The organism is Pseudomonas kielensis (assembly GCF_030505375.1).
Classification (GTDB): Bacteria; Pseudomonadota; Gammaproteobacteria; order Pseudomonadales; family Pseudomonadaceae; genus Aquipseudomonas; species Aquipseudomonas kielensis.
Map to the genome: position 1 here is coordinate 374585 of NZ_CP130043.1, position 14461 is coordinate 389045.

At 62.6% G+C, this 14461-nt stretch carries 9 protein-coding genes; all 9 read right to left on the reverse strand.

What is annotated here, in order from left to right; all coding sequences use genetic code 11:
• Positions 1 to 4: 4 nt before the first annotated feature.
• Positions 5 to 3235, reverse strand: a complete 3231-nt coding sequence (locus tag Q1W70_RS01985; RefSeq protein ID WP_302098600.1) for a transporter substrate-binding domain-containing protein — start codon at positions 3233 to 3235, stop codon at positions 5 to 7.
• 12 nt (positions 3236 to 3247) lie between these two features.
• On the reverse strand, positions 3248 to 3895 hold the full coding sequence (locus tag Q1W70_RS01990; RefSeq protein WP_166590813.1) for a response regulator transcription factor: 648 nt from the start codon (positions 3893 to 3895) through the stop codon (positions 3248 to 3250).
• Positions 3896 to 4029: 134 nt separating this feature from the next.
• Entirely contained in the window at positions 4030 to 4464 is a 435-nt protein-coding gene (locus tag Q1W70_RS01995) for an ANTAR domain-containing protein (protein WP_166590814.1), read from the reverse strand.
• A 126-nt stretch (positions 4465 to 4590) separates the two neighbouring features.
• Positions 4591 to 5796 carry an EAL domain-containing response regulator gene (locus Q1W70_RS02000; RefSeq protein ID WP_302098601.1) on the reverse strand — a complete coding sequence of 402 codons (1206 nt, stop codon included), beginning with the start codon at positions 5794 to 5796 and terminating at the stop codon, positions 4591 to 4593.
• 144 nt (positions 5797 to 5940) lie between these two features.
• On the reverse strand, positions 5941 to 9567 hold the full coding sequence (locus tag Q1W70_RS02005) for a transporter substrate-binding domain-containing protein (RefSeq protein WP_302098602.1): 3627 nt from the start codon (positions 9565 to 9567) through the stop codon (positions 5941 to 5943).
• A 9-nt stretch (positions 9568 to 9576) separates the two neighbouring features.
• A complete protein-coding gene (locus tag Q1W70_RS02010) occupies positions 9577 to 10203 on the reverse strand; it encodes a response regulator transcription factor (RefSeq protein WP_182343984.1) in 627 nt (208 codons plus the stop codon).
• Between the two features lie 82 nt (positions 10204 to 10285).
• Positions 10286 to 11002, reverse strand: coding sequence for an MgtC/SapB family protein (locus tag Q1W70_RS02015; RefSeq protein ID WP_166590817.1), 717 nt, complete (start codon positions 11000 to 11002; stop codon positions 10286 to 10288).
• A 485-nt stretch (positions 11003 to 11487) separates the two neighbouring features.
• On the reverse strand, positions 11488 to 12216 hold the full coding sequence (locus Q1W70_RS02020) for an amidotransferase (protein WP_166590818.1): 729 nt from the start codon (positions 12214 to 12216) through the stop codon (positions 11488 to 11490).
• A 96-nt stretch (positions 12217 to 12312) separates the two neighbouring features.
• Entirely contained in the window at positions 12313 to 14457 is a 2145-nt protein-coding gene (locus Q1W70_RS02025) for a 3-hydroxyacyl-CoA dehydrogenase NAD-binding domain-containing protein (protein ID WP_166590819.1), read from the reverse strand.
• Positions 14458 to 14461 lie beyond the last annotated feature (4 nt).

Consider the following 14461-nt stretch of genomic DNA (forward strand, 5'->3'; position numbering starts at 1 on the left):
CGGCTCAGCCTTTGAGGTACTGATCCAGCTCTCGCATGGCTGACCCCAGGCCTTGCACCGCCTGCTCCAGGGCCGCACTGTCGGCGGACTCCTGGCAGGCGGCCTCAAGCAACTCGCAACCGTGAATCAGCTGCCGGGCCCTGACCATTTTCGCCCCACCCTTGATGCGGTGAGCCAGCTCAAGCAAGCCCGGCACATGGCCTTCTGCATGCAGCGCCTGCAGCCGTGCCATGTCCTCGGCATTGCTGGCCGCCAGTTGCACCAGCAGATCATCGATCATCGCTGGATCATCCCCACTCATCTGCCGCAGCCCACTAAGGTCAATGGCCGCATCGACCACGGACGCAGGGGGCGGCGGCTCATGGGTGTTCAGTGTGCCCCGCGTAACGGCGGTACTGAGGTCGTGCAGGCCAATGGGCTTGAACAGGCAATCATCCATCCCCGCCTCCAGGCAGCGGGTCTTCTCCTCGGGCTGGGCATTGGCGGTAAAGCCCAGGATCAGGCAGGAAGACAAGCCCTGGCGGCGTTCTTCGTCGCGGATCGCGACCGCCAACTCATACCCGTTGAGCGCGGGCATGTTGACGTCGCTGATGACCACGTCAAACACCTGCTCGCGCCAGAATTGAAACCCCTCTATTCCGTCTTTGGCCAACTGCACCCGATGCCCCAGATGGCTCAATTGCTGGGCGAGCAACTGGCGATTGGCCGGGTAGTCATCCACCACCAGCACATTCAACGAACGCCCTGGCTTCGTCGTCGGGGGTTCGCTGGCGGGTGGCGACTCGCTCAAGGGGGGCAGTGTTGGCAGATCGAGGGAAATTTCAATCTGGGTCCCGCGGCCCAGCACACTGTTCAGTTGCAGACGTCCTGCCATCATCTCGCACAAGGTGCGGCTGATCACCAGGCCCAGGCCCGAGCCACTGCGCCCATCCTGTGAGCCCTGGCCCGCCTGCACAAAGGGGCTGAACAGGCGCTGCTGGTCGGCGTGGCTGATGCCAATCCCGCTGTCCTCGATCACCACCTTGACCGCCACATGCCCGGCCATGGTGCCAGGCACCACCCGCAGCATCAGGCGAATGTGCCCGGTGTGGGTGAACTTGATGGCGTTGCTCAACAGGTTGGACAGGACCTGTTTGAAGCGCATCGGGTCGATCAACACATCGCGCTGGCAGCGCACGTCCAGCTCCACCTGCCACGCCAGTTTTTTCTGCCGCGCCAGGCCTTCGAATACCGCACTCACCGATGTCACCAACAGCGGCAGGTTGGTCCGCTCCGGCACCAGGGCCAAATGCCCGGACTCGATCCGCGAGATATCGAGGATGTCGCCAATCAGCTCCAGTAGGTGCTGCGCGGCATTCGATGCGACTTCAATCGCGACGCGGTCGGTCACCCCCTGCTCGGCACGTTTGCTCGCCAGTTCCAACATGCCGATCAGCGCGTTCATCGGCGTGCGGATTTCATGGCTCATGGTCGCCAGGAAGGTGGTCTTGGCGCGGTTGGCGTCGTCGGCGGCGGCCCTGGCCTGCTGCACTTGATCCAGCAGCACTTGGCGTTTGCGGATCAACTGCCGCTGATAGGTGATCCAGCCCAGCGCCAGCAGCAACAGCAGGCTGGCGGCCACAAAGCCTTGGATGATCGGGGTGCGGTAGCGCGCCCAATAACTGTCGTCGACCGGCAGTCCCGTGCGCCAGCGATTGGCCAATTCGTCCATTTCTTCCGGCGCAATACTGAGCAACGCCTTGTTCAGGATCGACTGCAGCTCGACGGCCCCACGCTGCGTGGCAAAGCTGATGTGCACCGGTTCGGCGCCCACGGTACTGGCCACCTGGAGCTTGTCGCGGTATTGCCGGGCAATGATGTAGCGCGCGCTGATCAACGTATTCAATGCCGCCTCGGCGTCGCCGCTGGCCACCAGCGCCATCGCCTGGGCGGGACTGTCCACCTCGATGAAGCGCACGTTGGGGGCATGGCTGCGGATCAGATCGCGTTGCGGGTTGCGGCTGACCACCGCCACCCGCTTGCCGGCCAGATCCTTGAGGGTGACTGGGGCCTTGTTGCCGATCGCGCAGACCAGCACATACGGGTTGATCAGGTAGGGTCGGGTGAACCGCAGGATGGCCTGGCGTTCGAGGGTCGGGGTGATCCCGGCCAGTACGTCCAGCTCGCCGGCCTTGAGCCGGGCGATCTGGCCATCGAGGGAGTCACCCGCCAGTGCCTGGAATTTCAACCCGGTGCGCAGGCTGATGCGGTCCAGGACCTGGGCGCCGAGCCCGGAAAACTGTGCATTTTCGTCTTCATACGACAGCGGTGCGAAGTTGCGCAGGAAGCCAACCTTGACCTGGGGGTGGTGCTCCAGCCAACGCTGCTCGCTCGCGCTCAATTGCACCTGTTGGCTGCCGCCAAAACTGCTGCCGGTGCTCCAGCGGCGCAGTATGGTGGTGCGCTCCTGCTCCGGAATTGCCGCCAGCGCGGCGTCGATGATGCGCCGCAAGCGCCGGTTGTCGACACTCAGGGCAAAGCCGAACGGGTTGACTTCCAGCCGCGCGAATTGGGCCAGTTGCACGTTGCTCAGGTAGTGGTTGTTGATCAGGTAGCTGGCGCTGATGGAGTCACCCAGGTAGACATCCGCACCGCCGAACGCCACCGCGCCGACGGCGTTCAGGGTCGAGCTATACAGCTGCAGGTGCGCCTTGGGATAAGCCGCCCTGATAGTCTGCGGCGGCAGGTAATGGTCGAGCATCGCCACCCGCAGGTTCGCCAGGTCCGGCACCAGGCGCGCACTGTCGCCCCGGCGGGTCACCAGGATGGGCGCATCCTCGGCATAGGCCTGGGACATCACCAACTGCGGATCGGCCGCTTCAAAACCATTGGCCGCCCCCAGCAGATCGATCTCACCCTGCTTCAGCGCGGCGATCACGGCCTGACGCGAGTCGTAGCGCTGGACCTCCACCCGGATATGCAGCAACTGACCGATCAACTCCGCAAAGTCGGCGGTGATGCCCTCGAAATTGTCCCCGTTGATCGTGTTTTCAAAAGGCGGGTAATCCGGCGCCGAGGCCCCCAACCGCAAACGGCCCTGGTTCCTCAGCCAGTGCCAGTCGGTTGCCGCGAGCTCGACCCGATAGCCTTCGACACTCGAGCGCCCCATCAACTGCAAGGGTTGCGGCCCGGCAGCAGGACTGCTCGGCGACCAGCACAGGTTGAGCAACGTCAACAGCAGCAGCCAGGCACGCATGTCGATGGCCCTTCAGATCAGATGATTGCGCTTGGCAAAATCCCTCAAGTGGACCAGGGATTCCACGTTGAGTTTTATGATCAGCCGGGTCTTGTAGGTGCTGACCGTCTTGTGGCTCAGGTGCAGGCGCTCGGCGATTTCCTGGTTGGTGATACCTTGGGCAAGTGCCTGGAAGATGCTCAGCTCGCGGTCCGAGAGCGTGTCGATCATCTGCTGCTCGTCGATTTGCACGCTGCTGAGATTGACCGTGCTGGTCTCCAGCCGGGGGAAATAGGTGTAGCCACTGAGCAACGCTTGAACGGCTTTGCACAGCTCCTGCAGGTCGTTGGTTTTTTCGACGAAGCCCATGGCCCCGGCCCGGGTGCAGCGCTCCATGTAAAACCGCGGTTCATTGGCGGTGAACACCACCGCCCGCGTGGAGATTCGCTCACGCTGCAGGCGGCTGAGAAAATCCAGCCCGCTGAGCCCTGGCATATTGAGGTCGAGCACCACCAGAGTGGGCGCGTGCTGACGAATCATCTGCAGGCCTTCAATCCCGTCGGAGGCCTCCATGATGGTTTGGAAGACCGTCCGATTGCGGGCGTCCTTGAGGGCTCCCAGCACCATTTTCAGAGCGGCACGAATAACTGGATGATCATCGATGATCAACAGTGAACTCATGGGTAGTTCCTGATGTAGAAGGCGTACGCCAACGCAGACACGACGGCTGCGCCAAGACTATTGCACGGGGATAAGGCCCGGACTACCTGTCAGATCTGATAGTTCCGACGAACGGTAGTCCGGTTCAAGGCTATTCAGGCACGCAAACTGTCACGCGGCCAGCCGTGTCCACGCTCGGACAGTGGGATGGGTGTATCGACACGCCGCATCAGGCTCTCCAGGGTTTCCTGGTCGGGTAGACGGGCCTGATGGAGCCGCACCTTGCGCTGTGCAGCGGGATACAGGGCAGGCAGCCCGGCTTGCTCGGCATCGTAGATCAAGGCATGACGGATCTGCAGGTTGTCCTGGCACAAGCCCAGCGGGTCCAGCCCGCCGCCGGCGGCCAGGTTGGCATCGAGGATGACCAGGTCAAAGGGTTCGCAGCCGTACTCCACCACCGTCAGCAGCTCTTCGAGCGAGTGCACGGGGGCAATCCGGTAGTAACCGAGCTGGTTCAGGCCACGTTCGATTTTCATGCGATGAAAATGCTGCTCATCGGCGATAAGGATGCGTAAGGCTTTATTTGGCATGGTTGACTAACTCTGCAAAGACAATGCGACCGGTCTTTAACCAGCCCTTTCAAGAGGCTGTAAGACTAAGGGCAACACCGCGACGTTTCTGTAGGACTATTCCTAAAGAAACAGTTCCATGCTCGATCAAGTTTTTTGTTGCGCGACTGCAGACACCTGCAGCCAATGCAACAGATCGGGACCGCTCATGGGGCGGGCAAACAGGTAGCCCTGAGCCTGGGTGCAGCCCAAAGCAAGCAACTGCTGGCGCTGCTGCTCGGTCTCGACCCCTTCGATGACCACCGACATGCCCAAGGCATCCCCCAGGGCCAGGGTGCTGCTGATCACGGCCCGGCAACGTGGTTGATCCTCAAAGGTGCGGACGAACTCAGCGTCCAGCTTGATCTCGTTGAACGGCAGCTGGCACAGGCGCTGCAACGAGGAAAAGCCGGCACCGAAGTCATCGATCGACAGCTGGCAGCCCATCATGCGCAGGCGCACCAGGCTCTCAAGGCTGGTAGCCGGGGCTTCAAGCAGGCCGCTTTCGGTCAGTTCGAAGGTCAGGCTCGAGCCTGGCGTACCCTGCAGCGCAAGAATGCCGCGGATGGTGGAGACCAGCAGCGGATTGGCCAGTTGCTGGGCGTGCAGGTTAAACGCAACGTTGATCGCAAAGCCCTGCTCGCGCGCCTGGCGTTGCAGGGTCAGGGCCTGGTCGATCTGGGTGAACAACAGCGAGTCCAACAAGCCGGCACGCTCAAGTTCCGGCAGGAACGCCACGGGCGACAGCACCCCACGAAACGGGTGATGCCAGCGCACCAGCACTTCCACACCACAAACCGCACTGCTCATCAGGTCGACTTTAGGCTGGTAGTAGGGTTGGAACTGGCCATCGTGCAGGGCGTGGCGCACTTCGTTGGCACAGGCTGGTGGCGGCGGTGCTGGCGGCGGCACTCGCTCTTCCCGGGGACTGATCAGGTGTTTTTCCAGTAACTGGCCCAGCGCCCGTGGATGCAGGGGTTTGCCGACATCCCCCAGCAGCCTGAGCCCCGACAACGCCACGATCTGCCGCACCGCGCGGCGCAGATCCGCCGACAGCGAGCTGCTGATGATGATTGAGCCGACCAACCCGCACTGCCCGACCTGGCGGAAGAACTCCAGGCCATCCATGCCCTCCATGCACAGGTCACACAGCGCGATGTCCACGGCACCGACTTCTTCCAGGACTGCCAGCGCCTGCGCGCCGTCACTGGCCTGGAATACCGCCTCACAGCCCAATTGCGTGAGCATCTTGACGGCTACAGCGCGGACAAAGGGGTGATCCTCAAGTACCAGAACCCTGATCGGCAGTATCATTTGGGCGGCCCGTTATGTAAAAAAGATGCCTGATTATCTCCGCCCACTTCCTGAACTTAATTAGGAAACGTCCTAAAACTTGTAGGAAATTTCCCAGAGTTACCCATACCTATTGACCCCGCACAGTCGGCTCCCCCTCGCCCCTTAGCCCACCTGTTGTTCCAGGGTTTCGCCCAGGCGCTCCATGGCCTGCTGCAATTGATCCACCGCCGCCGTCAGTTGCGCCTCATCGAACCCCTCGCAGGCGGCCTCCAAGCGTTCACAACAGTGAATCAGGGCTTGCGCCTTGATGATCCGCGCGCCGCCCTTTACCCGGTGCGCCAGGTCTGCCAAACCGTTGACATCATGGCGGGTGAACAACTTCAGTAGCCGCGACATGTCCTCTTCGTTGCTGCTGGCCAGGTCGCCCAACAGGCTCCGGAGCACCGCGCGGTCACCACGGGTCAGTTGTTCGAGGTTGTCCAGGTCGATGGCATCGGTGGGCTCGCGACGCTCCTCGAGGGTCGGGACCGGCACGGTGTCGGGGGCCACGGATGCCAGGCACGCACTCAAGTCCTGCAGGCTGATGGGCTTGAACAGGCAGCCATCCATCCCGGCCTCGCGGCAACGGACTTTTTCCTCCGGCTGCGCGTTGGCCGTGAAGCCCAGGATCAGACCGGGTTCAATGCCCCAGGTGCGCTCTTCGGCGCGAATCGCCTGGGTCAGTTCATAGCCGTTCATCAGAGGCATGTTGCAGTCGGTGATGACCACATCGAAATGCTGGCTGCGCCAGACACACAAACCGTGAGCGCCGTCCTGGGCTTCCTTGACCCGATGCCCCAGGTAAGTCAGTTGCTGGGACAACAACAGACGATTGGCCGGATAGTCATCAATCACCAGGATGCTCAGCACCTGGCCCTGCACTGGGGGCGCCTCCTTGTGCACAAGGGCGGTGGCCAGGGACTCGAGAACCGGCAAGTGCAAGCCCACTTCAATCTGCGTGCCCTGCCCCAGCATGCTGGACAGTTGCAGCGTGCCGCCCATCATCTCGCACAGCGTGCGACTGATCATCAAGCCCAAACCGGAGCCGCTGCGCGCCGACTGCTGGTTGTTGCTGGCCTGGCTGAAGGGGTTGAACAGCCGTTGCTGGTCCGCCAGGCAAATCCCGCTGCCGGAATCTTCCACCCGTAGGCGCACCGTCAGCCCCTGGCCGTCACCGTCCGGCGTGGCCTGTACACGCAGGCGCACCTGACCCTGTTCAGTGAACTTGATGGCATTGCTCAACAGGTTGGAAATGATTTGCTTGAAGCGCAACGGGTCGATCAAAACGTCCTGGTTGGCGGCGGCATCCACCTCCAGGTGCAGGTGCAACTGCTTCTGGCGGGCCAGGCCTTCGAAAATCCGTGCGGCCGACTCCACCAGGGCGCGCAGATTGGCGCGCTCGGGCGCCAGCGACAGGTGCCCGGACTCGATACGCGAGATGTCGAGGATGTCGCCGATCAACTCCAGCAGGCCGCGCGCCGCCCCTGAGGCCACCTCGACGGCAAAGCGGTCCATGACCCCCTGCTCGGCCTTTTTCATCGCCAGCTCGAGCATGCCGATCACCGCATTCATCGGGGTGCGGATCTCGTGGCTCATGGTCGCCAGGAAGGTGGTCTTGGCCCGATTCGCCGCGTCGGCCTCGTTCTTGGCTTCGCGCAACTGTTCCAGCAACTGCTGGCGTTCGCTGACGTCGATCCAGCCACCGATGATGCCTTTGACCCGACCATCGCTGCACCGGTAGGGCAACATCCAGTGATAGATGGTGCGCACATCCGTAGCCGACAGGGTCAACTGCCGATCGAGCACACGCGGCAGTCCCTGCGCCATCACCTGCAGATACTCTTCGTGGAAAACCCTGGCCTCGACCACGCTCTTGAGCTTGCCGGTGATCACCGTCTTGCCGATGACCGACTCGCGCTCAACCCCGAACACCTGCAAATAGGCGTTGTTGCAGACCATCAGGCAGCCCTGGCGATCGCGCACATAGATCGGGTGCGGAGTGCCGTCGATCAACACGCGCATGAACTCCAGTTGATCGCCGAGCGCCCGTTCGGCCTGTTCGCGCTTGCGGATCAGTTGGCGCAAATAGCCGATCCAGACCAGCGCCACCACCAACAACAGGCCGGCAATGGCAAACCCCTGGATGATCGTCGAACGGTAGCGCAGCCAGTAACTGTCATCGACCACCACCTCGCTGCGCCAGCGATTGGTCAGTTCGTCCATTTCTTCCGGGGGGATGCTGAACATCGTCTTGTCCAGGATCGAATGCAGTTCCCGCGCCTCGAGCCCGGTGGCAAAGGCCATATAGGCCGCAGACGTGCCGACGGTGCTGGTGATCTGCAATTGATCGCGGTACTGCCAGGAAATCATGTAGCGCGCGGTGATCAGCGAGCTGACCGCCGCATCCACCTCGCCGCTGGCCACCATGGCCATGGCCTCCAGGGCGTTGCCCGCCTCGCGCAATTGAATGCCCGGATAGCGCGTGGCGATCATGTCCTTGACGGCGCTGCCCTGGGTCAGGACCAGGCGCCGCCCGTCCAGTTGATCGAGGGTCGCCGCCGCGTTGTCGCCCGCGCGGCTGACCAGCACGTAGGGGGTATTGAGATAAGGGCGGGTGAAGCGCAACTTGCCGACTCGATCGGCACTGGGGGTCAGGGACACCAGCAGATCGGCCTGGCCCGACTCGATCCGATCAACCAGTTCAGGCACGGCGAAACCTTGTTGGACGTCGAATTTCAAGCCGCTGCGCAGGCTGATCTTGGCCAGCAGATCGGCCGTCACGCCGCGAAACTCACCCTCGCTGCTGTAGAACGACAGCGGTACAAAGCTGCTGTCGACGGCCACCCGAACCCGGGGATGAGCGTCCATCCAGCGCTGTTCGCTGGCCGTGAACTGCACACGGTTTTTCCCCGAGAGGCTGGCGCTGCCGGCATGCCAGCGCCGCAGGATAGTCTGCCGTTCTTCCGCGGGAATCGCGGCCAACGCGGCATTGATTATGTGCAGCAAGCGCGGGTTGTTTCGGGCCAGGGCGAAGGAAAAATCCTTGACCTCCATGCGCGAGAAATCGACCAGTTGAACGTTGTTCAGGTAGTTTTTCAGAATCAGATAGTTGGCACCGATGGCGTCGCCGATGTAGACATCCGCCTGACCAAACGCGACCGCACCGATCGCACTCAGGGTCGAGGGGTACAGTTGCAACTGCGCCTTGGGGTAGAACGCCTGCACCTGTTCGGGAGGCAGGTAGTAATAGACCATGGCCAGGCGCTTGCCCGCCAGGTCCGGCGTGACCTCCTGGGGAGCATCGATTCGGCTGACCAGGGTCGGCTGGTCATCGGCATAGGCGCTGGACAGCACCACCTGCGGATCGGCTACTTCGAAGCTGTTGGAGGTGCCGAGAAAATCGATCTGGCGCGCCTTGAGTGCCGCGATCACTTCGCCCCGCGAGCCGTAGCTGCGAACTTTGACCTCAACGCCCAGCAGTTGCCCGAGCAGGTGCGCAAAGTCGGCGGTGATGCCTTCATAGTCACGGCCATTGCTGGTGATGCCGAACGGTGGGTACTCCGGCTCCGATGCCCCGAGCACCAGAGTGCCCTGGCTGCGCAACCACTGCCGGTCGCTGTCGTCGAGTTCGACCTGATACCCCTCGACCGTGGAGCGCCCCAACAGCTTGTAGGTCAATGGCTCGGCCGCCAGCACGCTGCTCGCAAGCAACAGGAGTACGACACCGAGGGCGCCCAGGTACCTTCCCATGGACCTCATCTACAGCAGGTTATTACGTTTGGCGAAGTCCGCCAGGTACACCACCGACTTGACGTTGAGCTTCTCGATCAGGCGGGTCTTGTAGGTGCTCACGGTCTTGCTGCTCAGCAGCATTGCCTCGGCGATCTGCTTGTTGCTCAAGCCGTTGGACAGTTGCTGGAGGATGCTCAGTTCCCGGTCAGTCAGGCTCTGGATCAGCTCCAGCTCGCTGGTCTGGCCGTCGCTGCGGCGTACCGAACTGTCGGCCAGGTTGGGGAAAAACGTGTAGCCGTGCATCACCGCGGCAATCGCCTTGCGCAATTCGCCCACGTCATCGGTCTTGCACAGGTAGCCGGCAGCACCGGCCTTCATGCACCGCATGGCATAGAATTGCGGCGCCTGGGAGGTCAGCACCAGGATTCTGATGGGCAGGCGCAAGGCGCTGATCCGGCTGATGACCTCCAGGCCGTCCAGCTTGGGCATGGTGATGTCCAGCAGCACCAGGTCGGGCACGTGTTCGCGCGCCAGTTGCACGGCATCGGCACCGTTGCCCGCCTCGGCCACCACGGCAAACTGCTCCTGTTCCAGCAGCACCCTGACTGAAGACCGAATGAACGGGTGATCGTCCACGATCAATGCCTTGTACATGGAGACCCCTGCAGACCAAGCAAAACGCCATGATATCCCGTCTGGCCGCAACATTCCCCGCCCAGTGCGCGGGGCGGGGCCATCACTCGGTGGTGCTCGGGCTCCAGAAGGCTTGTTGCACCAGCGGCGACTGGCTCAAGCGCGCCACCAGGGCGTCCAGTTCGTCGCCGTCCACCGAGGTGGTGGCCAGGGTCGCTTCGATCTCCACTTCATCGCTGCCAAAGGCATGCACATCGACATCACTGGCCGGGTAGTTGCTGCGCTCCAACTCGGCTTCGAGCAAGGCAAACACGGCTTTTTGCCGGGAGCGCTGGGTAATGACATAGACGATGTTGGTCACTTCCGCCGAGATCACATCCAGCGGTTGGCGGTTGATGTTATTGACGATCGGCCGCAGCAAGGTATTGGCCGCCAACACGAACAAGGTACCCAGCAGCGCTTCGAGCACCAGGTCGGCGCCGGCACAGGCGCCGACGGCCGCCGAGGCCCAGAGCGTCGCGGCGGTATTCAGGCCGCGGACATGGCCCTCTTCGCGCATGATCACCCCGGCGCCGAGAAAACCGATGCCGGAGACCACATAGGCCACCACCCGCACGGCCCCCTCGGCGCCGGCCAGGCGGTTGGCCATGTCGACAAATATGGCCGCGCCGACGGCCACCAGCACGTTGGTGCGCAGGCCTGCCGTGCGTTGGCGGTACTGGCGCTCGTAGCCGATCAGCCCACCCAGGATGAACGCGGCGCTGAGGCTGACCAGGGTGTCGACCAGTGAATCGAGATTGATGTTGTTGAGTGCTTGCATCGGTAGATTTCCTGACTGAATTGCCAAGTGCAGGAAGACCATCAAGCCGGTACGACCGAACGCTGCCCCGGTAAACAACCAGGCCGGGGGTGACGCGCCGGACAATAGACTGGCGTGTCGACAGCCGGTCACGTCCACCCCAGGTGGCCAGAACAGGCTGTTCAGTGTCGATGAGAGAGGTGTCACACGTCAGCCAGGACTGGCCGTGACCGGAGGAAACCGCTGCTCGCTGTTTATCGGCGAGACAACGGCACAAGCGGGGTGCGCGTTATCTTGCCGAGAAGGTGCCGGTTATCGAAACCGGCCGACGACTGTCGCTCGAACAAGTACCCACTGTGGGTCTCCGTAAAGGTTGAAAACGCGCGCAGCTTACGCAGCGCCTGGCGCTGCGTAAACCTTGCTGTTTGCCTGCGCCGGGGCAATCACCCTGGCGTTCAGCATCGGTTCAGATTGAGGGCGCGAGCCCGCCACGATAACCCCTGGGATCAGGACGCCTGGGTGTCAGGCTTGTGCGCGACAAAGCGCATCATCCACTCGGCCACGGTGCTGCCGTGGTGGTCCTTGTCCAGGCTGGCAACACCCTGCTGGTAGATCTGCTCGCCGAGAAACTGCTGGCGAATGTCGAGCAACGCCCGCGAATAGTCATGGATGAACTCGGGATGCCCCTGGAAACACAACACCTGATCGTTGATGTGATACGCGGCATAGGGGCAGAAATCGCTGGAGGCGATCACCGTGGCGTTCTCCGGCAGTGCGGTGACCTGGTCCTGGTGGCTGATCAGCAGCGTCAGCTCCTCGCGCACGGGGCTCATCCAGGGGGCCTTGGCCGCCATTTTGTAGTTGTGGGTCCCCACGCCCCAGCCCTGGGTCGCGCGCTCGCTCTTGCCACCCAGCAACAACGCCAGCAATTGATGGCCGAAGCACACGCCCAGCAGCTTGTCGCCGCGCTCGTAGCGCGTCAGCAGGTAAGTCCTGAGGGTTTCGATCCAGGGGTCGGTACCGAACGAATCGGCCTTGCTGCCGGTGACCAGGTAGGCGTCGAATGTCAGGTCATCGCTGGGATACTCGCCCTGCATCACGTTGTACACGGTGAACTCGGCGGCAATCGGTTGCTGGGAAAACAGGCGCTGGAACATCTGCCCGTAACCCTGGTATTGATCGACCAGTTCTGGACGCAGGATGTCGGTTTCCAGAATGCAGATGCGTAGCGACATAAAAAATACCTGACACGATGATGGGAATAATTGACACCCCAGAGCCTGCCTTGAAACACCCTGGCAAGGCAAGCCCCGAGATGCCCCCTCACCGCCTCAGAACAGTTCGCCCGTGGCGGCTTTTTCCAGCAACAGCGCCGGCGGCGCAAAGCGCTCACCGTATTGCTCGGCAAGGTAGCGGGCACGGGCGACAAAGTCCTTGATCCCGTACTGGTTGATGAACTGCAGTGCCCCGCCCGTCCATGGGGCAAAGCCGATGCCGAAGATCGAACCGATGTTGGCGTCGGCCGTCGACATCAGCACGCCCTCCTCCACACAGCGCACGGTCTCGATGGCCTGCACGAACAACAGGCGGTCACGCACGTCCTGCGGCGATATCTGCCCGTCAGCCTGCTCGAAGCGGGTTTTCAGTTGCGCCCACAGATGTTTTGGCGCGCCGGCCGGGTAGTCGTAGAACCCCCCACCAGCAGCCTTGCCCGCCCGTTTGTATTCATTGAGCAGCAAGTCGATCACGGCAAACGCCGGGTGTTCTGGCAGTGGTTTGCCTTCGGCTTGCAAGTCCTTGGCGGTCTGCTGGCGGATATGGCTCATCAGGCTCAGGGAGACCTCGTCGGAGATCGCCAGGGGGCCAATCGGCATCCCGGCCTTGCGGGCCTCGGTTTCGATCATGGGCGCGGCAATACCCTCGCCGAGCATGGCAATGCCTTCGTTGGTAAAGGTGCCAAATACCCGCGAAGTGAAGAAGCCCCGGCTGTCGTTGACCACAATCGGGGTCTTGTTGATTTGCAGGACAAAATCGAAGCCCCGGGCCAGGGTCTCATCGCGGGTGTGGGCACCCTTGATGATTTCCACCAGGGGCATTTTTTCCACCGGACTGAAGAAGTGCAGGCCGATGAATTTGCCCTGGTCCGGCACTGCCCGCGCCAGGCCGCCGATGGGCAGGGTCGAGGTGTTGGAGGCGATCACCGCATCGGCACCGACCACCGCCTGGGCGGCCGCCGAGACTCGGGCCTTGAGTTCGCGGTCTTCGAACACCGCTTCGATCACCAGGTCGCAGCCAGCCAGGTCGGCATCCTGCTCGGTAGGCGTGATCCGCGCCAGCGTGGCGTCGCGCTGCTCGGCACTCAACTGGCCACGGGCGACCTTCTGCTCAAGCAACGCCGCCGAATGGGCCTTGCCCTTCTCGGCCGCCGCCAGGTTGATGTCCTTGAGCACCACCTCGATGCCCGCCACCGCGCTGACGTAGGCAATGCCGGCGCCCATCATGCCTGCACCGAGCACCCCGACCTTGCGTGTCTGGTACGGCGCAAAACCCGCCGGCCGCGAACCGCCGGCATTGATCTGGTTGAGCTGGAACCAGAAGGTGCCGATCATGTTCTTCGCCACCTGGCCGGTGGTGAGTTCGGTGAAGTAGCGGGTTTCGATCAACTGTGCCGTGGCGAAATCGACCTGGGCGCCCTCAACGGCCGCGCAGAGGATTTTCTCCGGCGCCGGCAGGCAACCCTGGGTCTTGCTGCGCAGGATCGACGGGGCGATGGCCAGCATCTGCGCGACTTTGGGATGGGCCGGCGTGCCACCGGGAATCTGGTAACCCTTGACGTCCCAGCGCTGCACCGCCGCCGGATTGGCCAGGATCCAGGCCCGGGCCTTGGCCAGCAAGTCAGCGTGATCCACCGCCAGCTCATCGATCAGTCCGGCTTGCTGTGCTTGCCGGGCGCGGACCTTCTTGCCTTCAAGCAGGTACGGCAAGGCCTTCTCCAGGCCCAGCAGGCGCACCATGCGCACCACACCGCCACCGCCCGGCAACAGGCCGAGGGTCACTTCCGGCAGGCCGATCTGTACTGCGCTGTGGTCCAGGGCGACCCGGTAATGGCAGGCCAGGCAGATCTCCCAGCCACCGCCCAGCGCTGCGCCGTTGATCGCCGCGACCACCGGTTTACCCAAGGTTTCCAGGCTGCGCAGCTGGCTTTTGAGCTCCAGGACCATGGCGTAGAACGCCTTGGCCTCGGGCTTGCCGACCTTGATCAATTCGTTGAGGTCGCCGCCGGCAAAAAAGGTTTTCTTGGCCGAGGTGATGATCACTCCGGCGATGCTGTCCTGCTCGGCCAGCAGCCGCGCGACACAGGCCGCCATGGCCTCGCGGTACAGCGCATTCATGGTGTTGGCGCTCTGGCCCGGCATATCGATGGTCAGTACCACGATGTGGTCCTGACCTTTTTCGTAGCGAATGGCATCAGTCATGAAC